24 protein-coding genes and 1 tRNA gene are annotated in these 23,622 nt (G+C 63.6%); 14 read left to right on the top strand and 11 right to left on the bottom strand.

Annotated features, from left to right (window positions below):
• Positions 1-34: 34 nt before the first annotated feature.
• The 3 genes from metG to ACT6QU_RS05430 are packed head-to-tail and all read left to right on the top strand — an operon-like array spanning position 35 to position 3,173.
• Positions 35-1,585, top strand: a complete 1,551-nt coding sequence (metG, locus tag ACT6QU_RS05440) for a methionine--tRNA ligase (RefSeq protein ID WP_444562992.1) — start codon at positions 35-37, stop codon at positions 1,583-1,585.
• A gap of 2 nt (positions 1,586-1,587) precedes the next feature.
• Positions 1,588-2,367: a TatD family hydrolase gene (locus ACT6QU_RS05435; RefSeq protein ID WP_444562991.1), complete on the top strand. Its 780-nt coding sequence runs from the start codon at positions 1,588-1,590 to the stop codon at positions 2,365-2,367.
• Positions 2,367-3,173, top strand: a complete 807-nt coding sequence (locus ACT6QU_RS05430) for an MBL fold metallo-hydrolase (RefSeq protein WP_444562990.1) — start codon at positions 2,367-2,369, stop codon at positions 3,171-3,173. Before ACT6QU_RS05435 ends, ACT6QU_RS05430 begins: the two co-directional genes overlap by 1 nt.
• A gap of 92 nt (positions 3,174-3,265) precedes the next feature.
• Here the strand turns inward: ACT6QU_RS05430 and fosX are convergent, their stop codons facing one another.
• Positions 3,266-3,685: a FosX/FosE/FosI family fosfomycin resistance hydrolase gene (gene fosX / locus ACT6QU_RS05425; RefSeq protein ID WP_444562989.1), complete on the bottom strand. Its 420-nt coding sequence runs from the start codon at positions 3,683-3,685 to the stop codon at positions 3,266-3,268.
• A gap of 82 nt (positions 3,686-3,767) precedes the next feature.
• Positions 3,768-3,852 (bottom strand) — tRNA-Leu (locus ACT6QU_RS05420).
• A gap of 162 nt (positions 3,853-4,014) precedes the next feature.
• On the opposite strand from ACT6QU_RS05420, the gene lipB reads away from it, so the two are divergent.
• The 3 genes from lipB (at position 4,015) to ACT6QU_RS05405 (ending at position 7,288) form a co-directional block, all read left to right on the top strand.
• Positions 4,015-4,725 (top strand): lipoyl(octanoyl) transferase LipB, encoded by a 711-nt coding sequence (lipB, locus tag ACT6QU_RS05415; RefSeq protein WP_444563019.1) that lies wholly within the window; start codon positions 4,015-4,017, stop codon positions 4,723-4,725.
• 22 nt (positions 4,726-4,747) lie between these two features.
• Positions 4,748-6,511, top strand: coding sequence for a gamma-glutamyltransferase (ggt, locus tag ACT6QU_RS05410; protein ID WP_444562988.1), 1,764 nt, complete (start codon positions 4,748-4,750; stop codon positions 6,509-6,511).
• A gap of 372 nt (positions 6,512-6,883) precedes the next feature.
• The gene (locus ACT6QU_RS05405) at positions 6,884-7,288 is read left to right on the top strand and encodes a hypothetical protein (RefSeq protein WP_444562987.1); all 405 of its coding nucleotides are present in this window, start codon (positions 6,884-6,886) and stop codon (positions 7,286-7,288) included.
• Between the two features lie 7 nt (positions 7,289-7,295).
• Here ACT6QU_RS05405 and ACT6QU_RS05400 read toward each other — a convergent pair whose 3' ends face one another.
• On the bottom strand, positions 7,296-7,736 hold the full coding sequence (locus tag ACT6QU_RS05400) for a MucR family transcriptional regulator (protein ID WP_444562986.1): 441 nt from the start codon (positions 7,734-7,736) through the stop codon (positions 7,296-7,298).
• A 179-nt stretch (positions 7,737-7,915) separates the two neighbouring features.
• Positions 7,916-8,665 (bottom strand): triose-phosphate isomerase, encoded by a 750-nt coding sequence (gene tpiA, locus ACT6QU_RS05395; RefSeq protein ID WP_444562985.1) that lies wholly within the window; start codon positions 8,663-8,665, stop codon positions 7,916-7,918.
• 136 nt (positions 8,666-8,801) lie between these two features.
• On the opposite strand from tpiA, the gene ACT6QU_RS05390 reads away from it, so the two are divergent.
• The 6 genes from ACT6QU_RS05390 to ACT6QU_RS05365 all read left to right on the top strand — a co-directional run bounded on the left by ACT6QU_RS05390 (position 8,802) and on the right by ACT6QU_RS05365 (position 14,872).
• Positions 8,802-10,691, top strand: coding sequence for a SurA N-terminal domain-containing protein (locus ACT6QU_RS05390; protein ID WP_444562984.1), 1,890 nt, complete (start codon positions 8,802-8,804; stop codon positions 10,689-10,691).
• 3 nt (positions 10,692-10,694) lie between these two features.
• The gene (gene trpD / locus ACT6QU_RS05385) at positions 10,695-11,717 is read left to right on the top strand and encodes an anthranilate phosphoribosyltransferase (protein WP_444562983.1); all 1,023 of its coding nucleotides are present in this window, start codon (positions 10,695-10,697) and stop codon (positions 11,715-11,717) included.
• Complete coding sequence (gene trpC / locus ACT6QU_RS05380; protein WP_444562982.1) at positions 11,717-12,511, top strand: indole-3-glycerol phosphate synthase TrpC; 795 nt, start codon at positions 11,717-11,719, stop codon at positions 12,509-12,511. The genes trpD and trpC overlap by 1 nt, the downstream gene beginning before the upstream one ends.
• The gene (gene moaC, locus ACT6QU_RS05375; protein ID WP_444562981.1) at positions 12,508-12,996 is read left to right on the top strand and encodes a cyclic pyranopterin monophosphate synthase MoaC; all 489 of its coding nucleotides are present in this window, start codon (positions 12,508-12,510) and stop codon (positions 12,994-12,996) included. The genes trpC and moaC overlap by 4 nt, the downstream gene beginning before the upstream one ends.
• On the top strand, positions 12,993-14,201 hold the full coding sequence (locus ACT6QU_RS05370) for a molybdopterin molybdotransferase MoeA (RefSeq protein WP_444562980.1): 1,209 nt from the start codon (positions 12,993-12,995) through the stop codon (positions 14,199-14,201). The genes moaC and ACT6QU_RS05370 overlap by 4 nt, the downstream gene beginning before the upstream one ends.
• A 113-nt stretch (positions 14,202-14,314) precedes the next feature.
• Positions 14,315-14,872: a BA14K family protein gene (locus ACT6QU_RS05365; protein ID WP_444562979.1), complete on the top strand. Its 558-nt coding sequence runs from the start codon at positions 14,315-14,317 to the stop codon at positions 14,870-14,872.
• Between the two features lie 51 nt (positions 14,873-14,923).
• Here ACT6QU_RS05365 and ACT6QU_RS05360 read toward each other — a convergent pair whose 3' ends face one another.
• The 6 genes from ACT6QU_RS05360 to ACT6QU_RS05335 form a co-directional block, all read right to left on the bottom strand.
• Positions 14,924-15,652 (bottom strand): peptidase, encoded by a 729-nt coding sequence (locus tag ACT6QU_RS05360; protein ID WP_444562978.1) that lies wholly within the window; start codon positions 15,650-15,652, stop codon positions 14,924-14,926.
• A 33-nt stretch (positions 15,653-15,685) separates the two neighbouring features.
• Positions 15,686-16,480, bottom strand: a complete 795-nt coding sequence (locus ACT6QU_RS05355; RefSeq protein ID WP_444562977.1) for a transglutaminase family protein — start codon at positions 16,478-16,480, stop codon at positions 15,686-15,688.
• Position 16,481: 1 nt separating this feature from the next.
• Positions 16,482-17,423, bottom strand: a complete 942-nt coding sequence (locus tag ACT6QU_RS05350; protein ID WP_444562976.1) for an alpha-E domain-containing protein — start codon at positions 17,421-17,423, stop codon at positions 16,482-16,484.
• Positions 17,424-17,435: 12 nt separating this feature from the next.
• On the bottom strand, positions 17,436-18,848 hold the full coding sequence (locus ACT6QU_RS05345; RefSeq protein WP_024585584.1) for a circularly permuted type 2 ATP-grasp protein: 1,413 nt from the start codon (positions 18,846-18,848) through the stop codon (positions 17,436-17,438).
• 193 nt (positions 18,849-19,041) lie between these two features.
• On the bottom strand, positions 19,042-20,247 hold the full coding sequence (locus tag ACT6QU_RS05340; RefSeq protein ID WP_444562975.1) for a septal ring lytic transglycosylase RlpA family protein: 1,206 nt from the start codon (positions 20,245-20,247) through the stop codon (positions 19,042-19,044).
• 206 nt (positions 20,248-20,453) lie between these two features.
• Positions 20,454-20,834, bottom strand: coding sequence for a hypothetical protein (locus ACT6QU_RS05335; protein WP_444562974.1), 381 nt, complete (start codon positions 20,832-20,834; stop codon positions 20,454-20,456).
• 131 nt (positions 20,835-20,965) lie between these two features.
• Between ACT6QU_RS05335 and ACT6QU_RS05330 the strand changes: the two genes are divergently transcribed.
• Entirely contained in the window at positions 20,966-21,454 is a 489-nt protein-coding gene (locus ACT6QU_RS05330; RefSeq protein ID WP_444562973.1) for a hypothetical protein, read from the top strand.
• An 84-nt stretch (positions 21,455-21,538) separates the two neighbouring features.
• The gene (gene rimO, locus ACT6QU_RS05325; RefSeq protein WP_444562972.1) at positions 21,539-22,852 is read left to right on the top strand and encodes a 30S ribosomal protein S12 methylthiotransferase RimO; all 1,314 of its coding nucleotides are present in this window, start codon (positions 21,539-21,541) and stop codon (positions 22,850-22,852) included.
• Here the strand turns inward: rimO and ACT6QU_RS05320 are convergent, their stop codons facing one another.
• Positions 22,853-23,497 (bottom strand): glutathione S-transferase family protein, encoded by a 645-nt coding sequence (locus ACT6QU_RS05320; RefSeq protein WP_444562971.1) that lies wholly within the window; start codon positions 23,495-23,497, stop codon positions 22,853-22,855. It abuts the gene before it with no gap.
• Between the last annotated feature and the right edge of the window lie 125 nt (positions 23,498-23,622).

Below are 23,622 nucleotides of genomic sequence, written 5' to 3'. Positions count from 1 at the left end.
GCATCGGCCGATGCTCCAATGACCGAGCGAGCGCATGGCAGCCGAGAAGTTCTACATTACCACCGCGATTTCCTATCCGAACGGCAAGCCACATATCGGCCATGCCTACGAGCTGATCGCGACGGACGCGCTGGCGCGCTTCCAGCGCCTCGACGGCAAGGACGTGCACTTCCTGACAGGCACCGACGAGCACGGCATCAAGATGCTGCAGACCGCGCGCAAGGAAGGCATATCGCCGAAGGAGCTTGCCGACCGGAATTCTTCTGAATTCAAAAAGATGGCGACGCTTCTCAATGCGTCGAACGATGATTTCATCCGCACCAGCGAAGAGCGCCACAAACGCGCCTCGCAGGCGATCTGGAAGGCGATGGAAGCCAGCGGCGACATCTACAAGGGTGGATATGCCGGGTGGTATTCGGTGCGCGACGAAGCCTACTTCGGTGAGGACGAAACGGAAGTCCGCGACGATGGTGTCCGGTATGGTCCACAAGGGGCGCCCGTCGAATGGGTCGAGGAGGAGAGCTATTTCTTCCGTCTGTCGGCCTATCAGGACCGGCTGCTCGATCTCTACGAGCGTCAGCCGGACTTCGTCGGGCCTGTCGAACGCCGCAACGAGGTTGCGAGCTTCGTGCGCTCCGGCCTCAAGGATCTCTCGATCTCGCGGACGACATTCGACTGGGGCATTCCGGTGCCCGGCGACGAAAAGCATGTCATGTATGTCTGGGTCGACGCACTGACGAACTACATCACTGCCGCCGGCTATCCCGATGAAAACGCGGATCTTTGGCGCTATTGGCCGGCCGACCTGCACGTCATCGGCAAGGACATTACGCGCTTCCACGCCGTCTACTGGCCGGCCTTCCTGATGTCGGCCGGCATCCCGTTGCCTAAGCGCGTCTTCAGCCATGGCTTCGTCTTCAACCGCGGGGAGAAGATGTCGAAGTCGGTCGGCAACGTCATCGACCCGGCCGCGCTCGTCGAACATTACGGGCTCGACCAGTTGCGCTATTTCCTGCTGCGCGAAGTGCCTTTCGGCCAGGACGGAAACTACAGCCACGAGGCGATCGTGAACCGCACCAATGCGGACCTTGCCAACGATCTCGGCAATCTGGCGCAGCGCTCGCTGTCGATGATCGCCAAGAACTGCGCGGGCAGGGTGCCTGAGCGCGGCGAGCTTGCAGACGTCGACCGGGCGATCCTCGACCAGGCGCTGGAAGCACTTGCAACCGCGCGCACGGCCATGGGGCACCAGGCGCTGCATACCGCGCTCGCCGCGATCTTCGGCGTCGTTGCCGAGGCCAATCGCTATTTCGCCGGGCAGGAGCCATGGGCGCTGCGCAAGTCCGATCCGGCGCGCATGGACACCGTGCTCTACACGACGGCGGAAGTGCTGCGCCGCGTCGGCATCCTCTGCCTCGCTTTCATTCCGCAGGCCGCCGACAAGCTGCTCGATCTGCTGGACGTTCCGTCTGGCGACCGCACCTTCGCCAATCTCGCTGAGGGCTGGCTTCAGCCGGGCGCCGAACTGCCGGCGCCGCAGGGCATCTTCCCGCGCTATGTGGAACAGGAAGTGCAGGGCGCCTGACGATGCTGGTCGACAGCCATTGCCATCTCGACTTTCCAGACTTCGCGGAGGAGCGGGACGCCGTCGTCGCGCGGGCGGTCGCGGCGGGCGTACAGCGCATGGTCACGATCTCGACGCGCGTTCGCCGGTTCGACCAGATCCGCGCGATCGCCGAGGCCTATGACGAGGTCTACTGCTCGGTCGGCACGCATCCGCACAATGCCGGCGAGGAGCGCGACGTCACCGCGGCCGAACTCATCGAATTGAGCAGTCATCCGAAGGTGGTGGCGATCGGCGAGGCGGGGCTGGACTACCACTATGACAAGGCGCCGCGCGACGCGCAGGCGCATGGCTTGAAGGTGCATATCGAGGTGGCGCGGATAACGGGATTGCCGCTGGTGATCCACGCGCGCGCGGCCGACGAGGACATGATTGCGATCCTGCAAGACGAATCGAGGATCGGTTCGTTTCCCTTTGTTCTGCATTGTTTTTCGTCCGGTGCGCGGCTTGCCGAAGTCGGTGTCGAGCTCGATGGATATGTCTCGTTTTCGGGTATCCTGACGTTCCGCAATTCGCAGGACATTCGCGACATCGCGCGCAACGTTCCGCACGACCGGCTGCTGGTCGAGACCGATGCGCCGTTCCTTGCGCCGGTGCCGCATCGCGGAAGGCGTAACGAGCCGGCCTATGTCGCCGATACCGCCAAAGTGCTGGCGGACACGATAGGCGTCGACGAAACCGAAATCCGGCGGCTGACGACCGACAATTTCTTCCGCCTGTTTTCGAAGATGCCGCGGCCCTGATGAGCGCCTTATATCGCTTCACGATCCTTGGATGCGGCTCGTCGCCAGGCGTGCCACGGATCACCGGCGACTGGGGCAACTGCGATCCTGCCAATCCGCGCAACCGGCGCCGGCGCGCGGCCGCTATGGTCGAGCGCATCGGGCCGGGGGGCGTCACGCGCGTCGTGATCGACACCGGGCCGGACTTTCGCGACCAGATGATCTCGGCGGGCGTGGCAGCGGTCGACGCCGCCGTCTACACGCATCCACATGCCGACCATATCCACGGCATCGACGATCTGCGCGGATTCGCTCTGGTGCAACGCAGACGCATCGACATCCATGCCGACCGGCCGACGCTGGACCGGTTGCGCAATTCCTTCGGTTATTGCTTCGAGACGCCGCCCGGCAGTTCCTATCCGCCGATCCTGAACCCGCACGTCATCACGCATGACGACGCGTTCGCGATCGACGGTCCCGGCGGCGTCATCGAATTCCTGCCACTGCCGCAAATCCACGGCGACATCATATCGCTCGGCTTCCGTATCGGCGATCTGGCCTATTGCTCGGACATCAGCGCATTTCCGACTGAGACGCTGGCGCGATTGCAGAACCTTGACGTGCTGATCGTCGACGCGCTTCAATACAAGCGCCATCCCAGCCATTTCTCGCTCGAGGAAGCGCTGGGGGTGATCGAGCGGCTGAAGCCGAGGCGGGCGGTGCTGACGCATATGCACATTCCGCTCGACTACGACACGGTCGCCGCCGAGACGCCGGATCATGTCGAGCCGGCTTATGACGGAATGGTCATCGAGTTTGGCGGCTGAGGCGTTTCCCTGCGATCGGCAGGCATGCAGCAGTTCCATAATCCATCTTATGCGACTGGCGGATGTCTTATCGGACAGCGGATCGCATGTCCCTACCGACCGTCGGCGTAACGTTCGAGGCGCTCGGCAAGCGTGCCGGTATGCAACTCGAACAGATGGTTGTCGTGATCGTGGAAATATATCGAGCGGCCCTCGCCGTGCACACGACTGCGTCCCTCGCGAAGGTCGATGTTCAAGGCGCGAACGCGGGCAAGATAGTCATCGTACTTCGTGTCGGGGATTTTGAAGGCGACGTGGTTGTAGGTTCGTCCCGGTAACGGCTCGCCCTCCATGATCGCGATCCAGACGGCATTGGTGCGTTGACCCACAAGGAAAAATCGCTCACGCGACAGGGAGAATGTGTCAGCTCCGCTGTCGTAGACCTTCCGAGCGTCGAGCACCGTGGTGAGGATCGTTTCCATACGATCGAGATCGCGCACGATGAACGTGATGTGGCTGAGGCCTTCTACCATACTCATTCGGTGAGATAGTTGGGACCGGCTGTCAATCGCGAAGGACGAAGCGCGTCGCATCCAAATAGGAGCGAGATGGCATTGGTGCGGTCGAGAAGACTCGAACTTCCACGGGTTGCCCCACAGCGACCTCAACGCTGCGCGTCTACCAATTCCGCCACGACCGCACGCCATGACCAGCCGGTCTTGACCGGCCCGGCGCAATTAGCAAATCGCCCCACCCCGCACAAGTGCGCGGGCGTGGAATTGCCGATTATTTTGCCGATTGCCGCAAGACGCTGCGTCAACGAGTGGACGCGCGCCGCGCGATCCCATACATCCGCCTGATCATGACCACGCGCGACGCCCTGCCCGCCCAGTTTCTGGCGATCCCCGGATCACCGGCCGTCGAATGGCGGATCGAGCCTGGCCTGATGGAATATCCGGCGGCGCTTGCCTTCATGGAAGAGCGCGCGGGCGCGATACGCGACGGCGCGGCCGGAGAACTCGTCTGGCTGGTCGAGCACCCGCCGCTCTATACGGCCGGGACGAGCGCAAATCCTGCCGACCTCCTCGCTGCCGAGCGGTTTCCCGTCTTCGCCGCGGGGCGCGGTGGGGAATACACCTATCACGGCCCCGGCCAGCGGGTCGCCTATGTCATGCTCGACCTGAAGCGCCGGCGCGAGGATGTACGCGCCTTCGTGGCAGCGCTGGAGGAATGGATCATCCGCACGCTTGATCGTTTCAACGTGAAGGGTGAGCGGCGCGATGATCGTGTCGGCGTCTGGGTCGTACGGCCCGAGCGGCCGGCCTTGCCAAACGGGATGGCGGCCGAAGACAAGATCGCTGCGATCGGCATAAGGCTGCGGCGCTGGGTGTCGTTTCACGGCATCGCGCTCAATGTCGAGCCCGATCTCGCCCATTTCGATGGCATCGTCCCTTGCGGAATTCGTGGGCATGGCGTCACGAGCCTCGTCGATCTCGGCCTTCCGGTGACCATGACGGATGTCGACATGGCGATGAAGGCTGCTTTCGAAGAGGTGTTCGGCGACGTAGAGTGATCCCCTCAAAATGAGATCGGCCATGTCGAAATCTGTCCATGTCGCCCTGCCCGTCCTTGCCGCCCTGTTGTCATTATCGGTGACGACGTTCGCTCCGGCACAACAGGCGAGCGATCTCGTCTCTCCCGAGGCGGCGACCGGTCTTCAGTCCGCTCCTCTCGTGCGCGCGCGGGAATCGATGGTGGTCACGGCCAACCCGCTCGCGACGGAAGCCGGTATGGCAGTCCTGCGCCGGGGTGGCTCCGCAGCCGACGCCGCAATCGCGGTCCAGGCCGTGCTCGGGCTGGTCGAGCCGCAATCGTCCGGTCTTGGCGGCGGCGCCTTCGCACTGTGGTACGATGGCGCCACGGGCGACCTGACCTCATACGATGCGCGCGAAACGGCTCCGGCGAGTGCGGCGCCCGATCTTTTCCTCGACGACAATGGCGAACCCTTGCCCTTTTTCGAGGCGGTCGTCGGCGGACGGTCCGTAGGCGTGCCCGGCGTGCCGCTCCTGCTGGAGCTTCTGGCGGAACGGCACGGCAAGCTCGACCTCTCCGATAGTGTTGCCGACGCAATCGACCTTGCGGAAAGCGGTTTCACAGTTTCGCCGAGGCTTGCCGGCCTGCTCGAAGCCGAGGCCGGACGGCTCGATTCCGATCCGGCCGCCTCCTCATATTTTTTCCCTGACGGAGCGGCGCTGGCAGTGGGGGACGAGTTACGCAATGGGAACTATGCAAATGTGCTGCGACTTCTCGCCGACGAGGGAGCGGCGCCCTTCTATCGTGGCGATCCAGCCGCCGCGATCGTCGATGCGGTTGCGAACCATCCAACCAATCCGGGCGCGCTGACGCTGGACGATTTCGCCGGCTATGAGGTCGTCGAACGCGAACCGGTCTGTGTTCCCTACCGTGACTTCGAGGTTTGCGGAATGGGCCCGCCCTCTTCCGGCGGAATGGCCGTCGGCCAGATCCTTGGTCTCGTCGAGCCTCATGACCTTCGTGCGCTGGGAGCGGACGACGCCGATGCCTGGCGGCTGATCGGCGACGCGACCCGCCTCGCCTTCGCCGACCGCAACCGCTACCTGGCCGATCCCGACTTCGTCGACGTTCCCTCCGGACTTGTCGACGCGACCTATCTCACCGAACGTTCCAAGCTTTTGCAGATCGACGAAGCACTGCCCCAGGAAAAGGTTGTGGCCGGCGAGCCGCTCACCAGGCGAACGGACATTTTCCAGGACGGCTTGTCCTACGAGGCGCCGGCAACATCCCATTTCGTCATCGCCGATGCGGAGGGCAATGTCATTTCTGTAACGTCGTCGATCGAGAACGCATTCGGGGCGCGGCTGATGGCGAACGGCTATCTGCTCAACAACCAGCTCACCGATTTCTCCTTTCTGCCGAACGGGGATTCAGGACCCGTAGCAAACCGGGTCGAGGCATCCAAACGTCCGCGGTCCTCGATGTCGCCGACGATCGTGCTGCAGGATGGCAAGCCGATCTACGCGATCGGGTCGCCCGGCGGCGCGACCATCATCCCCTATGTCGCAAAGACGTTGGTCGCCCTGATCGACTGGCAGATGCCGATGAACGAAGCGGTCGCATTGCCGCATCTGGCCAACATTGCCGGCCCCTACTGGCTGGAGGCCGGATCGAGCGCGGAGGACTTTGCCCCTGCCCTCCAGGCTCTGGGCTACGAGACCGAGATGCGCGAGCTCAATTCGGGCCTGCACGGCATCGAATTCACACAATCGGGGCTCGAAGGTGCCGCCGATCCACGGCGGGAGGGCATGGCGCTCGGCGACTGATCAGACGGCCACCAACCAAAGGGCGAGCGTCGTGATGAAGGCGCCTATCGAAATGAACGAGACGAGATCGTGGACCAGATCGGACATGTTGCTTTCCTCAGTTGATGATTGATCATGTTCTTGTTTTGTTCTGAAATCAACCCCTGCGCTGTGGTTTTTCGGTCGGCGGATCGTTCATTCATTCGGAAGCATGGCAGTCTTGGAGAGAAAACAAATTGCTTTCAGTCAGTTACTCAAATTTTGAATGTGTGCGGTGACGCCTGAAGTTGCGCATGAACGGTCGATGAACGGCGCGGAAGCCCGGCATTCAGCTTCGCACTTGCATAGTCCGCTATCGTCGCAATCGTGCGACATGGTCGAGGGGTTCTGGAAATGAAGAAGTTCGCTGTCCTGGGTCTGGTCGCCGCCAGCCTTTTGGCTGCCCTGCCCGCCGTGGCGCAGGATCGTGGATATTACGGTCTGGGTGGCGGGCAGCGCCCGGGTGCGGAGTTCTTCGCGCCCGACCGCGGAGCCGGACGCTGGGACCGCGGAGCCGGACGCTGGGACCGCGGACCGGGACGCTGGGACCGCGGCGGTTACCGCGATCGCGACGAGTGGCGCGGCCGGGGTGGTGGGTGCTCGCCGCGCGACGCGTTGCGCAAGGCTGACCGGATGGGCATCCGGCGGGCCGAAATCGTCGGCGTCGGCCGACGCTCGATCGAGATCATCGGGCGATCGCGCGGCGAACGCGTCTGGGTCGTGTTCGGCCGGGCGCCGAACTGTCCGCTGATCGGCTGATCGACGCCTATTCGTCCGGGCCGCCGGATTCGGGTCGGCCAAGTCCCATCGATTTGGCGATCTTCGAGCGCTCGACCGCGTAGTTGGGGGCGACCATCGGGTAATCGTCCGGCAGGCCCCATTTGCGTCGATACTGCTCAGGCGTCATGCCGTACCGGGCCATCAGATGGCGCGACAGGGTGCGGAACTTGCGTCCGTCCTCGAGCGAAATAATGTAGTCGGGCGTAACCGATTTGCGGATCGGCACCGCCGGCTCCAGTTGCTGTTCCGGAGCAATTGCCTTGCCCTGGGCGGAAATCGACCGGTGAACCGAGCCAATCAACCCCGATACTTCCGACGCCGGAACGGGGTTGTGACTGACATAGGCGCAGACGATCTGCGTCGTCAGTTCCAACAACCGCTCTGGTTCGACCGCACCGCCGGCGCTGATCATGTCTTCGTCGCTCATACGCATACTCCCGCCGCATCAATACAAATGGCAACACGCCGCCAAGTGTCATGCCTTGAGCGATTCGCCATATGACTATGCTAGTGCGCGACCATGTCTGCGTCAGGTCACCAGATGTATCGGCTTGTCAGGTGGTGAAGCGATGGCGAACGACGCCAATGCACATTAAAGCAAATTGTCTAGAATGCACCAGCGATAGCGAGGTAATCCGCGGCCTTGAGGCTGGCGCCGCCGACGAGGGCGCCGTCCACATTTTCCACCGCCATCAGTTCGGCAGCGTTCGAGGATTTGACCGATCCGCCATAAAGAAGCGGCACGGATCGCGCCGCCGCGCCGATATTCGCCTCCAGCCGGGCGCGGATGTGCGCATGGGCGACGCCCACGTCTTCCGCCGTCGGGGTCAATCCGGTGCCGATCGCCCAGACCGGTTCATAGGCGACGATCGTGTTCTCGGCCGTGGCGCCTTCCGGCACCGAACCATCGATCTGTGCCGACAGCACGTCGAGCGCAGTGCCCGCCTCGCGTTCGGCGCGGGTTTCGCCGATGCAGATGATGGGTGTAAGCCGGGCGGCCCAGGCGGCCTTGGCCTTGGCCGCAACGGCGTCGCTCGTCTCGCCATGATCGGACCGGCGTTCGGAATGACCCACGATCACGAAGTCCGCGCCGGCGTCCTTGAGCATGTCGGCAGACACGTCGCCGGTGTGGGCGCCGGATGCGTTGGCGTGACAATCCTGCCCGCCGAGCCGGACCGAAGAGCCCGCAACGATCGGCTGCGCCCGCGCGATCAGCGTCGCCGGCAGGCAGACGACGAGGTCGAGGCCGGTAAAGCCATGAGAACCGGTGACGATGGCCTGGAGCTCGGGAAGCGATGCCGCCACTCCGTTCATCTTCCAATTGCCGGCCAATACGGGTCGTATGCGCGCGCTCATCGAATTTCCTTCGTTTGTTCCGGGTATCGATCGCTGCTTGGTAGCAAAATGCGTCGACAAAGCAATCGACAGGGCCCGCCAGTGACGGTATTCCGTCAACCAGATTTCATGATGGACCAATACGGGAAGGTCGAAAATGCTGACTTGGCTGCGCGGCAAATCCGGTTCCTTGATGGTGAAGCTGCTGCTTGGCTTGCTCGTCGTCAGTTTTGCCGTGTGGGGCATTTCCGGCCAGATCCTGACGGGTGTCGGCAATCATGTCCTTGCCGTCGGGGACACCCGCGTACAGGTGAACGAGTACCGGCTGGCCTATGATCGCCAACTCCAGCTTCTGTCGCAACAGTTCGGCACGCGCATATCGCGTGAGCAGGCACGCGCCTTCGGGCTCGAGCAACAGGTGCTGGCGCAACTCGTCGCCGGCGCCGTGCTCGACGAGCAGGCGCGCGAGATGGATCTCGGCCTGTCGCGCGATCGTCTCGCTGCCCTGACTGCCGAGGACCCTGCATTCCGCAATGCGAGCGGCCAGTTCGACCGCAACCAGTTCAATTTCGTGCTGCAGCAGGTCGGCATGCGGCCCGACGACTATCTGCGCAATCGCGAGCAACTGGCGATCCGCCAGCAGATCGTCGATGCAGTCGCCGATGGCATGGGCGTGCCGGACGCCTTCCTTGATGCAGTGGCACTCTATCAGGGGGAAGACCGGACGGCGGAGTATCTCATCCTCGACCGTTCGCTCGTTGAGCCGATCGAAGACCCGGCCGACGACGTTCTGCAGGCCTGGTTCGACGAGAATTCGGCGAGCTTTGCCGCGCCGGAATATCGCGCGCTCGACTATGCGAAGCTCGAACCGGAGGACATTGCCGATCCGGCAGCGATCAGCGACGAACAGGTGGCCGAGTTTTACGAAACACACCGTAGTTCCTTCTCCGAAGCCGAGCAGCGCACCATCAGCCAGATCGTGTTCCCCAATGCGGAAGCCGCAGAGGCAGCATCGGAACGCATCTCGTCCGGCGAAGCGACGTTCGACGAAATCGCTGCCGAGCTTGGCCGTTCGGCCGGCGATCTGACGCTCGGCACCTTCACGCGTGAAGACGTGCCCGATCCCGCCATCGCCGAGGCCGCATTTGCCCTTGAGGAAGGCGGCGTGAGCGACGTGGTGGCCGGGTCCTTCGGATCGCTCATCGTCCGCGTCGACGAGATTCTGGCGGAAGCCGTTCGCCCCCTGGAGGACGTCTCGGCTGAAATTCGCGAAGAAATGGCTCTTGATGAGGCCAACCGAATCCTGCTCGATGTCTATGACGCCTACGAGGATGCGCGTGCCGGGGGCGCGACGCTGCGGGAGGCTGCAAGCCAGCAGAACCTCGAAATCGTCAGTGTTCCGGCCATCGATGCCAACGGTCTCGATCCGGACGGCGATCCGGTCGACGGCATCCCCGGTGCCGAAGAGGTGTTGCAGGCGGCATTCGATGCCGAGCCGAATACCGAAAACGCGCCGATCGCCCTTGGTGCCAATGGCTACGTCTTCTACGAGGTCACGGAGGTGACCCCTGCCCGCGACCGCGAACTGGACCAGGTTCGCGATGATGTTGTGGCTGAATGGCGCGAACAGGAAGGCCGGCGTCTTCTTGCCGAACGTGCCAACGAGATCGCTGCCCAGATCGAAGACGGGGCGGCGCTTGGCGAGGTCGCGGGCGAACTCGAACTGGAAGTGCAGACTAAGCGTGGCCTGCGCCGCGGCGCCGACGATGTCGATCTTGGCCGCGAGGGCGTTGCAGCCGCTTTCTCGGTGCCCGCCCGGGGGGTCGAGACGATCGGGTCGAACGAGGGCGACCGGCAGATCGTGCTGCAGGTGAGCGAGGTGTTCGCGCCCGCCAATGCGTCCGGAGGTTCGCTCCCCGAAAATGTCGCGCAGAACTACGCAGGAGGGTTCGGCGACGACCTCCTCGACCAGCTCGTTACCCGCCTTCAAGCGCAGTATTCGGTCACGGTGAACCAGGGCGCGGTGCAACAGGCATTGAGCTTCTGATCGATGGCGGACCTGAAGGAACATATCGCGCGGGTGGCTTCGGGGGACACGCTTTCCTTCGAGGAGGCGCAAAAGGCGTTCGACATCATGATGTCGGGCGAAGCGACGCCGAGCCAGATCGGCGGTTTCCTGATGGCGCTGCGCGTGCGCGGCGAGACCGTGCCTGAAATCTCCGGCGCGGTGGCGACCATGCGTGCCAAGATGCTCCGTGTCGACGCGCCTTCGGACGCCGTCGACATCGTCGGCACCGGCGGCGATGCGTCTGGTTCCTACAATGTCTCGACCTGCGCGGCCTTCATCGTCGCGGGCGCGGGCGTGCCCGTGGCCAAGCACGGCAACCGCGCACTGTCGTCACGCTCGGGCGCCGCAGATGCGCTGGCGGCGCTCGGCGTCAACATCGAGCTTGGCGCACACGAGATCGCAATTTGCATCCGCGAAGCCGGGCTCGGCTTCATGTTCGCGCCCGCCCATCATGCCGCGATGCGCCATGTCGGGCCGAGCCGGGTCGAACTCGGAACGCGTACGATCTTCAACATCCTTGGCCCTCTTTCCAATCCCGCAGGCGTCTCCAACCAACTCGTCGGCGTGTTCTCGCCCGTCTGGCTCGAGCCGATCGCCGAGGTGCTGAAGAGACTGGGCTCGTCGCGTGTCTGGGTCGTTCATGGCGACGGGCTCGACGAGATGACGACGGCCGGTGTCACGCAGGTCGCCGCGCTCGAAGATGGCGAAATCCATACGTTCGAGATCGAACCCGAGCAGTTCGGCCTTCGCCGTGCCCGCCCCGAAGAACTCAAGGGCGGGGATGCACAGACGAATGCCATGGCCCTTCGTGGTGTTCTCGAGGGTGCGGAAGGCGCCTATCGGGATATCGCGATGCTGAATGCTGCCGGCGCGCTCGTCGTCGCCGGTCGCGCGCGCACGTTGGAAGCCGGCCTCGAACTCGCCGCCAAATCGATCGACAGTGGCAAGGCGCGCCAGTGCCTGACGGAACTGATCGAAATTTCCAACCGCGCAAGGAGCGCGTGATGGCCGACATCCTGCGAAAGATCGAAGCCTACAAGCGCGACGAGATCGCAGCGGCCAAATCGGCGATCCCTCTTGGCGATATTCGCAAAGCCGCCGCGGACATGCCGACGCCACGCGATTTCACCGCGGCGTTGCGTGCCAAGCACGTCGAAAGCAGGCCGGCACTGATCGCTGAAATCAAGAAGGCGAGCCCTTCAAAGGGCCTGATCCGACCGGATTTCGATCCGCCGTCGCTGGCGCGCGCCTATGAAGCCGGCGGTGCGGCCTGTCTTTCGGTGCTGACGGATTCGCCGTCGTTTCAGGGCTCGCCCGACTTTCTGACCGCCGCGCGCGAGGCCTGCGACCTGCCCGCCCTGCGCAAGGATTTCCTTTTCGATACGTACCAGGTGCACGAAGCCCGCGCATGGGGCGCGGATGCGATCCTGATCATCATGGCGAGCGTCGACGACGGTCTTGCAAACGACCTCGAAGACGCCGCCGAAGAACTCGGGATGGCGGCGCTGGTGGAGGTTCACGACGAGGCGGAGACCGAGCGTGCGTTGAAGCTTCGGTCGCCGCTGATCGGCATCAACAACCGCAATCTGCGCACGTTCGAAGTCGACCTGGCCACATCCGAGCGTCTCGCGAAGCTGATCCCGGACGACCGCATCATCATCGGCGAGAGCGGCATCTTCACGCGGGCCGATTGCGACCGGCTGCGCGTGGCTGGCATCGACACGTTCCTCGTCGGCGAAAGCCTGATGCGCCGGGACGATGTTACCGGTGCCACGCGGGAACTCCTGGGAGCACAATGAGCGGCCTCACGCATATCGGCGCAACCGGCGAAGCCCACATGGTCGATGTCGGAACCAAGGACGAGACGCAGCGCGTCGCGCTTGCGAAGGGGCACGTGCGCATGGAGCCGGCGACGCTCGAGGCGATTCTGGCCGGCAATGCCAAGAAGGGCGATGTGCTCGGTACGGCGCGCATCGCAGGCATCATGGCTGCCAAGAAGACATCCGAGCTCATTCCGCTGTGCCATCCGCTGCTCCTGACCAGGATCACCGTCGAGATCGAGCCAGATCATGCGCTACCCGGCCTTCGGGTTGCCGCAGAGGTGCGGCTGAAAGGCCAGACGGGCGTCGAGATGGAGGCGTTGACGGCCGTGTCGGTCGCCTGCCTGACGATCTACGACATGGCGAAGGCGCTCGACAAGGCTATGATCATCGGCGACGTGCGGCTGGTGGAAAAGAGCGGCGGCAAGTCGGGCGATTTTCGCCGCGACGAGCAGAAGCCATGATACCGGTCGCCGAGGCGCTCGAACGGCTGCTCGGCGGCGTCGAGCCGCTCGAAAGCGAAGCAGTGGAGCTGCATTCGGCAGGTAACCGCGTCCTTTCGGCCCCGATCCTCGCCAGCCGGACGCATCCGCCCTTCGACGCATCCGCCATGGACGGCTACGCGGTTCGCGCGGTCGATATCGACAGGGTCCCTGCCCGGCTGACCGTGATCGGCGAATCCGCTGCCGGCCGTCGGTTCGCCGGCAGTCTGGGCGATGGCGAGGCCGTGCGTATCTTCACCGGGGCGCCCGTCCCGCAAGGCGCTGACACGATCCTGATCCAGGAGAACGCGAAGCGTGAAGGCGACGTCGTCACGGCCGTCGAGACCGTGGCCGCCGGTCGGCATATTCGCAAGGCGGGGCTGGATTTCCATTCGGGCGACGTTCTGCTGGAGGCCGGTCGGCGGATCGATCCGCAGGCATTGGCGCTGATCGCGGCGGCCGATGCGGACCGCGTTCGCGTGGTGCGCCGGCCGAGAGTCGCGATCATCGCCACGGGCGATGAACTCGTGCAGCCGGGAGCTTCGCGAACGGATGACCAGATCATCGCGTCGAACAGTTTCGGCGTCGCGCAGATCGTCCGCGATTCCGGCGGCGAAGCGATCGATCTCGGTATCGTGGGCGATGATCTGGAGAGCATCGGCTTTGCGCTGGATCGGGCCGTCGCCCAGACCAGCGATGTGATCGTCACGCTCGGTGGCGCGTCGGTCGGCGATCACGACCTGACGGCAAAGGCGTTCGCCGCGAAAGGTGTGGACCTCGCCTTCTGGAAGATCGCGATGCGGCCCGGCAAGCCGCTGATGGCGGGTCGGCTGGGGCGGGCATCGGTGCTTGGCCTGCCGGGAAATCCAGTTTCGGCAATGGTTTGCGCCGATCTCTTCCTGCGTCCTTTGCTCGCCGCGTTGCAGGGTCTGCCGACGGATCAGCACTTGCCGAAGGCGGTTCTCGACGGCGTACTCGCCGAAAACGATCGCCGGCAGGACTATGTCCGCGCGATCGCACGTCTGGATGAAGAAGGCGACTTGATCGTCTCGCCACTTGCAATGCAGGATTCGTCGATGTTGCGGATCCTGGCGCGTGCGAACTGCCTGATCGTGCGCGCGCCCTACGCCCCTGCACAGCGCTCCGGCGACCCGTGCCGCATCCTGATGTTGCGGCCGATGGGGTGATCACCCGTTTTTGATCGCTTCTTGTGCGTTAGCGCGATCGGCTTGGGAACTTACGTGGCGTCATTTCATTCTGTCACAAAGGGACATTGGTTCCACAAGATTCGGAGGTCGTTATGCAAAAGATCCTATCCGGCTTCATTGCGCTTGCCATGGCGCTGCCGCTCGGCATGACGGGAACGGCGTCGGCGCTGCCGCGCGTCGAGACTTCAGCCCCGTCTGCGATCCAGCAGGTCCAGACCAATCAAGGGCAGTTCCCCGGCTCGTTCAGAGCGGTCAACCCGGATCGCCAGTTCAGCCCCTGGGCCGGCAATGTCGAGCGTCGCATCGAGCGCAGGGCCGACCGTCGCTGGGATCGCGACCGGCGCGCTGATCGTCGCTGGGACCGCGACCGTGACCGCCGGGGCGGCTACTATCGTGGGCATCGCGGCTACCGCGATTATCGGCCTGGATATCGCCGCTATGACGATGGGTTCTGGTATCCGGCCGCTGCCTTCATCACGGGCGCCATCGTCGGTGGTGCAATCGCTTCCCCGCCGCGCCGCGTCGTCCGTGACTATGGCAGCGCGCATGTCGAGTGGTGCTATGACCGCTATCGGTCCTACCGCGCCTCGGACAACACGTTCCAGCCCTATAACGGGCCACGTCGCGAGTGCCGTTCGCCCTACTATTGATCGGCAACAATATTCGGACTTCGAAAGGCGGCTTCGGCCGCCTTTCTGCATTCAGCCCGGGAAATCGGGAAGGCTCTTGAACGCGTTTCTGAGTGCGTCGGACCAACCTTCCGAAATCTGTCGGTAATACGGATCGTCACCGCCGATGCGCTTCTGGAGTTCGATCCTGAATGTGTCGCGGGCGAGAAACAGCATGTCGAGCGGCAGGCCTACCGAGAGGTTCGATTTCAGTGTGGAATCGAACGAAACCATCAGAAGCTTCGCTGTCTCGGCGAACGTCATCTGTGGGTCGTAGGCGCGGACTAGGATCGGCTTGCCGTATTTGGTCTCGCCGATCTGGAAGAATGGCGTGTCGTCGGACGCTTCGATGAAGTTGCCTTCGGGATAGATCATGAAGAGGCGCGGTTCCGAGCCCTTCATCTGCCCGCCCAGAATAAAGGAAGCCCCGAACGCGTCGGCGCGCTGGCCGACGGGCGCCGAGTTCGAGATAACCTCCTTGACCGTGTCGCCGACGAGACGCGCCGTCTGGAACATGGAGGGCGTTTCGAGGATGGACGGCGCGCGGTCCGCGTGCGCCTTGGAGCGTTCGTCGAGAAGGCTGACGACGGATTGCGTGGTCGCCAGATTTCCGGCCGAGAGAAGGACGATGACGCGCTCGCCTTCCTTTTTCCAGACCGTCATCTTGCGAAATGTCGAAATGCTGTCAATGCCCGCATTCGTCCGCGTATCGGACATGAAGACGAGCCCTCGATCGATCTTGAGGCCAACGCAATAGGTCATCGAATCGCTGCCAGAGAAAGTGCGTATCGACGATTACTGCTCGACAGTCACACGCACTTCAAGCTGTTCGTGGGCTTGTCCCTGACGGATTCCGGCGACGGGCATCGCGTCGCGGTAGTCGCGGCCGAAAGCGACGCGGACATAGCGCTCGTCCGGGCAGATGCCGTTGGAAACGTCGAAACCGACCCAGCCGAGCCCGGGGACATGCGCTTCCGCCCAGGCGTGGGTGGCAACCTGCTGCGTCGTGTCGTCCATCATGAGATAGCCGCTGACGTAACGCGCCGGGAGGCCCTGCATGCGCACGGCGGCGATGAAGATGTGCGCGTGATCCTGGCAGACGCCCTGCCCGGCCGCCAACGCCTCATCAGCCGTGGTTTCCGACGTCGTCGACCCTGAGACATAGGCGACACGTTCCAGAACCAGATCCATCAGTTCATGTAGGCGACCAAGCGTTTCAGGGCCGCCAAGAGGCTTGGACAGCGCCGCGATGGCGGGCGAAGGTTTGGTCAGCGGCGTTTCCCGCTCGAAAAGCCAGAGCGGCGCGAAACCGGCATGCTGCCCGGCGACGCCGGTCTGGTCGCGCGTCGTCACCATGCCCTTCGCCGTGATGACGATCTGGGTCGCGCCCGGTTCGGTGCTCAAAAGCCGGCACTGGTTGCCGAAATGGTCGACGAAGCGCACTTCCTCGCGCGCGCCTTCATATGACAGTTCCCAGCGGTCGACCGTCTGCAGCGCATCGGTTCGGGGGAACAGCCGCACGCGCTGCAGCGCGTAGGGCAGGCTCTGGTCGTAACGATAGGTCGTCTGGTGGACGATGTTGAGCAGCATCTCAGAAGAACCTGTAGTCGCGCGCGACCTGGTCGCCCAGATTGTTGGTGCGGACGAGGAAATCCGTCAGGTATTCGTGAAGCCCCTCGTCCAGCACGTCCTTGATCGTCATCCGCTTCATGCGCGCCAGCGTGTTCTCGCACATCTCGTGCGAGGCGTGGCGGTTGCCGTAGTCGTTGGCGAGACCTTCGAGGCTCTCGTCGATCATGCGGTAGCAAAAGGCGAGCGAACGCGGCATGCGGCGCGACAGGATCAGGAATTCGGCGATGTTGGTCGGTTTGTAAGCGGCATCATAGACCCAGCGGTACGACCGGTGCGCCGAGACCGAGCGCAGGATCGACTCCCACTGGTAGTTGTCCATCGACGAGCCGACCCAGGAGATCGACGGCAGGAGCACGTAGTATTTGACGTCGAGAATGCGCGCGGTGTTGTCGGCGCGCTCGACATAGAGGCCGAGCTGGCAGAAGTCGTAGATCTCGTTGCGCAGCATCGTGCCCTGGAACGCGCCGCGGATCTGTGCCGTCTCGCGCTTGATCGCGTCGAGGACCTTCGGCACCTCGCGCTCGTCGATCGGGGCGGCCAGCATGCGCCGGAACGACATCCAGGCGTCGTTGATGCTCTCCCAGGTCTCGCGGGTCAGCGCCGTTCGCACCATGCGCGCATTGGTGCGCGCGGTCTCGATCGAAGAAAGGACGCTCGAGCCGTTCTCGGTGTCGCGCAGGAGAAAGTCGCAGACATTGGCGGCGTTGAACTCGGAGTGCTTCTGCCGGTAGCCGGCCTCGACGCCGCTCGAGACGATGACCGAGGTCCATTCCTCGACGTCGCCTTCGTTGCGCGTCAGCGCCATTCGCAGGCCCGCATCGACGAGGCGCGCCATATTCTCGGCCCGCTCGATGTAGCGGGCCATCCAGTAGAGGCCATTGGCCGTGCGTCCCAGCAGCATCCGTCGCCCCCTCTAATCGTCCAGAACCCAGGTGTCCTTCGTGCCGCCCCCTTGCGAGGAGTTGACGACGAGGGAACCGGGCTTGAGGGCAACACGCGTCAGCCCACCGGGAACGATGCGGATGCGGTCCGACACCAGAACGAACGGGCGCAGATCGACATGGCGCGGCGCGAGACCGGCGTCCGTCAGGATCGGGCAGGTCGACAGCGCGAGCGTTGGCTGGGCGATATAGTTGCTTGGCCGGGCGCGCAGCTTTTCGGCGAAAGCCTCGCGCTCCTTCTTCGAGGCGGCAGGGCCGACCAGCATGCCGTAGCCGCCCGAGCCGTGCACTTCCTTGACGACGAGGTCACCAAGGTGCTCCAGCACGTAGGCGAGGCTGTCCGCCTCCGAGCAGCGCCAGGTCGGGATGTTGCCGAGAATCGCCTTTCGGCCGGTATAGAACTCGACGATTTCGGGCATGTAGGAATAGATCGCCTTGTCGTCGGCGATGCCGGTGCCCGGCGCATTGGCGATGGTGATGTTGCCGGCGCGGTAGACGTCCATGATCCCTGGCACGCCGAGGACCGAATCCGGATTGAAGGTCAGCGGATCGAGGAAATCGTCGTCGACGCGCCTGTAGAGTACGTCGATGCGCTTGTAGCCTTCGGTCGTGCGCATGGCGACATGGCCATCCACGACGCGCAGATCCTGCCCCTCGACGAGCTCGACACCCATGTGGTCGGCGAGGAAGGCGTGCTCGAAATAGGCCGAGTTGAAGCTGCCGGGCGTCAGTACCGCGATCGTCGGCTGCTCGTCGGCCGAGCGCGGGGCGACCGCCGCCAGCGACTGGCGCAGCAATTGCGGATAGTTCTCGACGGGACGAACCTTGATGCGTTTGAAGAGCTCGGGAAAGAGCTGCATCATCGTCTCGCGGTTCTCGATCATGTACGAGACGCCGGAGGGCGTGCGTGCATTGTCCTCCAGAACGAAGAACTCGTTTTCGGCGGTCCGCACGATGTCCGTGCCGATGATGTGCGTATAGACGCCGGCCGGCGGACGCACGCCGATCATCTCCGGCAGGAAGGCGACGTTGCCGGCGATGAGTTCGCGCGGGATGCGCCCTGCCCGCAGGATTTCCTGGCGGTGGTAGATGTCTTCGAGGAACGCGTTCAAGGCTTGCACGCGCTGCTCGATGCCCTGCGTCAACCGCCGCCATTCGGCACCGGCAAGAATTCGCGGGACGATATCGAAGGGGATGAGACGCTCGGCAGCGTTCTGCTCGCCATAGACGGCGAAGGTGATGCCGGTCCGACGAAAGACGTTTTCGGCATCCTTCATCTTCTGTCCGAGGCGAGCCGTATCCTGCTCGCTCAGCCAGTTGTCATACTCGGAATATGGATTGCGGAGCCCGGCGCTCTCCGGGCGCATTTCGTCAAAAGCTACCACGCGACAACTCCCCTGTGGTCGCATTCGAAAGCTTCGCTCAGGAAAAAGCAAGTGCTTGAAATGATGGAGATCCCCCTTTTGCAGTCGCGCTGGGTAACCTGCCCAATCCTTGTGCGGATTGGTTCGGATTCGGCCAGCAACTAGACAGTAACGCGCCCGATCACGACGCGTTCCAGGCTGCAACGAGGTGAGATCAGTCGCGGACGATCATCGCGTCCGGGGCGCCGTGCGTCCAGGCATGGCGAAGGATCTGGTCGAGCGAAGCGCCGCCATTCTCTTCGACGCTGACCGCGAACCACTTATCAGAGGGGTCGGCTTCGATCGCGGCATCGGCGAGCGAGGCGAACTGGGCGGCGACGGCCAGTGCTTCGGCCTTCGACGCAAAAGTGCCGGCGGCGACGAAGGCGGGAGCGCCGGTGCCACCGGCGGTCGACTTCGCATAAGAGGCGACGATGGCTTCGGCATTCAGGCGATGCGCCGCGAAACTTTGAAGCGCGGCTGCGCCGCCTGCTCGTTCTTCGGCATAGGCCAGAAGACCATCGAACCCACCACCGACCGATGCGAGTGTCGGCGACGGACGCGCAGGCGCGATCGGGACGATGTCGGGAAGGACGATGTGGCCATCGGCTGCCGGCGTCGCCGTCAACTGGCCCGGAAAGGGTGCTGCCTGCGGCATCGGCGCGGCGCTTGTCACGGGGGACGTCGGCGTCGAGCCGTTCATGGCGATCATGACGCCTGTTGGCAGACCATCAGACGGGCTCGGCGCTGCGCCGCCCGGGCGATAGGACGCCATCAGGTACTGGTCGTCGAGGCCGTGTAGCGGGGCGCGGCCGACATATTCCACGGCGACCTCGGCAACACCGCTGTTCTTGTAGTCCAGCATCTCCGCCGCGCGCTGCGACAGGTCGATCACGCGGCCCTTGGCGAACGGTCCGCGATCGTTGACACGCACGATGACCGAGCTGCCGTTCTTCTTGTTGGTCACGCGCGCATAGCTTGGCAGCGGCATGGTCGGATGGGCCGCGGTCAGATGCGTCTTGTCGTAGACTTCGCCATTGGCCGTCAGGCGGCCGTGGAAGGCATCGCCATACCAGCTTGCCAGACCGGCGCTGCGGTAGTTTGGGTCTTCCTTCGGCGTGTACCACTTGCCACGCACCTGATAGGGGCGGCCGACCTGATCGCGACCGCCGCCGCGCGGCAGGTTCGTCGCAAGGTGCGAGACGCGCGGGCTGGCTTTCACGCCATATTCGGATTCGGCGAAATATTCCTTTGAGCGATTCGGCTTGCCGCTGGCGACCTGCGAGGGACCGGATGAGCAGGCGGCGAGAAGTGCCGCACCACAGGTCAGAGCCAGGATCGAGCCAAGCGTCTTTGCCTTGCGGCGCCCCAGTTCGGCCATGAGTATGTCCCCGATCCTCAACGCGTCGAATATGCGCAGCCAAAATCTATTTGGACGTGTTGCCTGCGTCCACCATCGAGCAATCCTGTGGATCGCACGAATTGTTTAGCTGCGTATTAATCGATTGTGTTTGGAACCGGGCATGATTGTGGCCAGTGCGGTGTCGTTACCGGCATGGTTAAAGTTTGACTAAAACTGTCGATCGCTCAGCCTTCGATCCTCGCCGTTCCGGAAAGACCGTCGTTCCTAGTCCAAGATATGGAGCTTTCGCCCGTCCGTTCGATCGCGAAGCAGAAAGTCTGGCCGTCATACCATGTCGGGAATTGCTGGCAGAGCTGGTCGCTCTCGACCCACCACCGCCCGGTTTCGCTGGGCGTGAACATGGACGCCATCGTGAAGCCGGAAATATCACCCGAAACCTCGCCGCCGGCGCCATAGCGGAGGGGCAGCTCGAGGCCGTAAGGCGTGGAGAGCAGGACACGCTTGTCACCGATCAGGCTTTCGATTTCAGGACCGCCCAATGTCTGGGCGACTGCGGGCGTGACGATCAACGCGGCAAGCGCAATGGCCAAGGCTTTGCTATTCATCTGGCAGTTCCCGCTTTTGTGGCTATGACATCCCCATACGCATGCGCTTGCCATTTGGTTTCCCTTCAACTGGCGCAAATCGACGTGATGTCGTATCGGTCTGCATGCGGGTGAAGGGAGCGACAGACGCGTTGGCGGCCTCTCTGAGAATTGTTCTGGCGATCGCAAGCGTGCTGATGCCGGCCGAACTTCTGGCCGCAGGCACCCGGCTTCTCGAGCCGTCGCAACCGGTCGCGTTTCCCAAGCGTTTCGGGGCCGCGATGACCCGCGCCCGCCTCCACTGGTTCGTCCACGGCGCCAAGCCCGTGTCGATTGCGCTCGACACCATCGAGACCGGACCGAGTACGATTCCCTTCTTCTGGGAGGCGCAGGACGGTTCGACCATCAGGCGTATGCCGGGCGGTTCGTTCCGGATGGAAGTTTGGTCGGCCACGACGAACTGGACAAGCTTCGTCGCCTGCGAACCCGCAGGGTGGCCGGCCTATCTATGTTCCGACGGGGCAATGCACGAGATGTCGGCACCCGACCTTTCGACGGTGATTTTCGGTGGGCGGACCTTTGCGCGCACGCTTCCTGCGCCCCGGGATATCGGCTCGGAGCGCGACCTGCCCTTGCAGTAAAAGCGGGGGTGCCAGACGGCGACTTCTGTGCTATTCGCCGCCCACTTCTCCAAAATCGCCAGATATCCGGAAGGTCCGCAGATCATGTCAGCGCCGCGCGTCTCGTTCGTCAGCCTTGGGTGCCCCAAGGCGCTGGTGGATTCCGAGCGGATCATCACGCGGCTGCGCGCCGAGGGTTACGAGATCTCCCGCAAGCATGACGGCGCGGACGTGGTGGTGGTCAACACCTGCGGCTTCCTCGATTCGGCGCGCGACGAATCGCTCGAGGCGATCGGCCAGGCGATGAAGGAGAACGGCAAGGTCATCGTCACCGGCTGCATGGGCGCGACGCCGGAACTGATCCGCCAGAAGCACCCGAACGTCCTCGCGATCACCGGCCCGCAGGCCTATGAGAGCGTTATGGGCGCCGTCCACGAGGCGGTGCCGCCAGCGCACGAGCCGTTCCTCGACCTGATCCCGGCGCAGGGCGTCAAGCTGACACCGCGCCACTATGCCTATCTCAAGATTTCCGAGGGTTGCAACAATCGCTGCACCTTCTGCATCATCCCGTCGCTGCGCGGCGACCTCGCCTCGCGCCCTGCCGGCGACGTGCTGCGCGAGGCCGAAAAGCTGGTCGCGGCGGGTGTGAAGGAAATTCTGGTCATCTCGCAGGACACGAGCGCCTATGGCGTCGACCTGAAATATCAGGAGAGCCAGTGGAAGGACCGCGCGGTCCGCACGCGCTTCCTCGACCTTTGCCGCGAACTGGGTGACATGGGTGCCTGGGTGCGCCTGCACTATGTCTACCCCTACCCGCATGTCGACGAGGTCATCCCGCTCATGGCGGATGGCAAGGTGCTGCCCTATCTCGACATTCCGTTCCAGCACGCTTCGCCAGCGGTGCTGAAAAACATGCGCCGCCCGGCCCATCAGGAAAAGACGCTCGACCGCATCCACAAATGGCGGGAGATCTGCCCGGACCTCGCCTTGCGCTCCACCTTCATCGTCGGCTTTCCCGGCGAGACGGAGGAGGATTTCGAGATGCTGCTGGATTGGATCGACGAAGCGAAGATCGATCGTGCCGGCTGCTTCAAATACGAGCCGGTCGGCGGTGCGCGGTCCGAGGCGATGAACCTTCCCGAAGTGCCGGCCGAAGTGAAACAGATCCGCTGGAATCGCTTCATGGAGCGCCAGCAGAAGGTTTCCGCCAAGCTCTTGGCCAAGAAAGTTGGCAAGCGTTTGTCCGTCATCATCGACGAGACGACCGGCCTGACCGCGAAGGGCCGCACCCGCTACGACGCGCCGGAGATCGACGGATCGGTTTCGGTCACCTCGCGTCGGCCGCTGCGGGTCGGCGATGTCGTGACTGTCAAGATCGACCAAGCATCCGCCTACGATCTGATCGGCACGGCCGTCTGATCAGCGGTTCGACGCCATCTGCTTCTGAAAGAACGGCGTCGCCATCGCGAGTTCGTAGTCCTTCGCCGCGGCGCGCTTGTTCGCCGGGCGGTCTGCCACGCGCGCCATGTAGTCGAGGAAGGCCGGCTTTTCGGGCAGCACCTTCATGTGGCTCATCGTGTAGCCGATGGCCGATGCCAGTTGCGTATCGGCGGCCGTGAAGCTGTTGCCGACGGCATAGTCGTGTTCCGTCAGTTGCCGCTCGACATAGCGCACCATGTCGTCGAACGCGCCGAACGAATAGTCGTTGCTTTCATAGCTGAGCCCATGGGCGCGGGCGCCCAGCGCGGGGTCGAAGACGGAATCGCAGTAGACGAGCATGGTGAGATACGGCCCGCGGCGTGGATCGTCGATCGCCGGCGCGAGGCCTGCTTCCGGAAAGCGATCCGCCAGATAGGCCGTGATCGCCGCGCGCTCGGTGATGGTGACGCCGTCATGGACGATCGCGGGCACTTTCTTGTTCGGCTGGATCTGCCGATAGGCCTCGTCAACACCGCCTTCCTTGCGGATGTCGACGAGTTCCATTTCGTAAGGCACGCCGAGCTCCTCCATGAGCCAGAGCATGCCGGAACTGCGGGACCAGGGCGCGTGATAGAAGGTCAGCATCGAATGTCTCCTCGCTGGATCGATGGCGCACCCTACCCGAGTGCTCCTGACAGCGGATTGTCAGGAGGATGTACCGGAAACGAAAACGGGCGCCCGAAGGCGCCCGTTCCATTCGTCGCGAAGGT

Origin of the sequence: Aliihoeflea sp. (genome assembly GCF_052435475.1) — a bacterium.
Lineage (GTDB): Bacteria > Pseudomonadota > Alphaproteobacteria > Rhizobiales > Rhizobiaceae > Aliihoeflea.
This window is presented reverse-complemented; position numbering and strand designations above follow the sequence as displayed.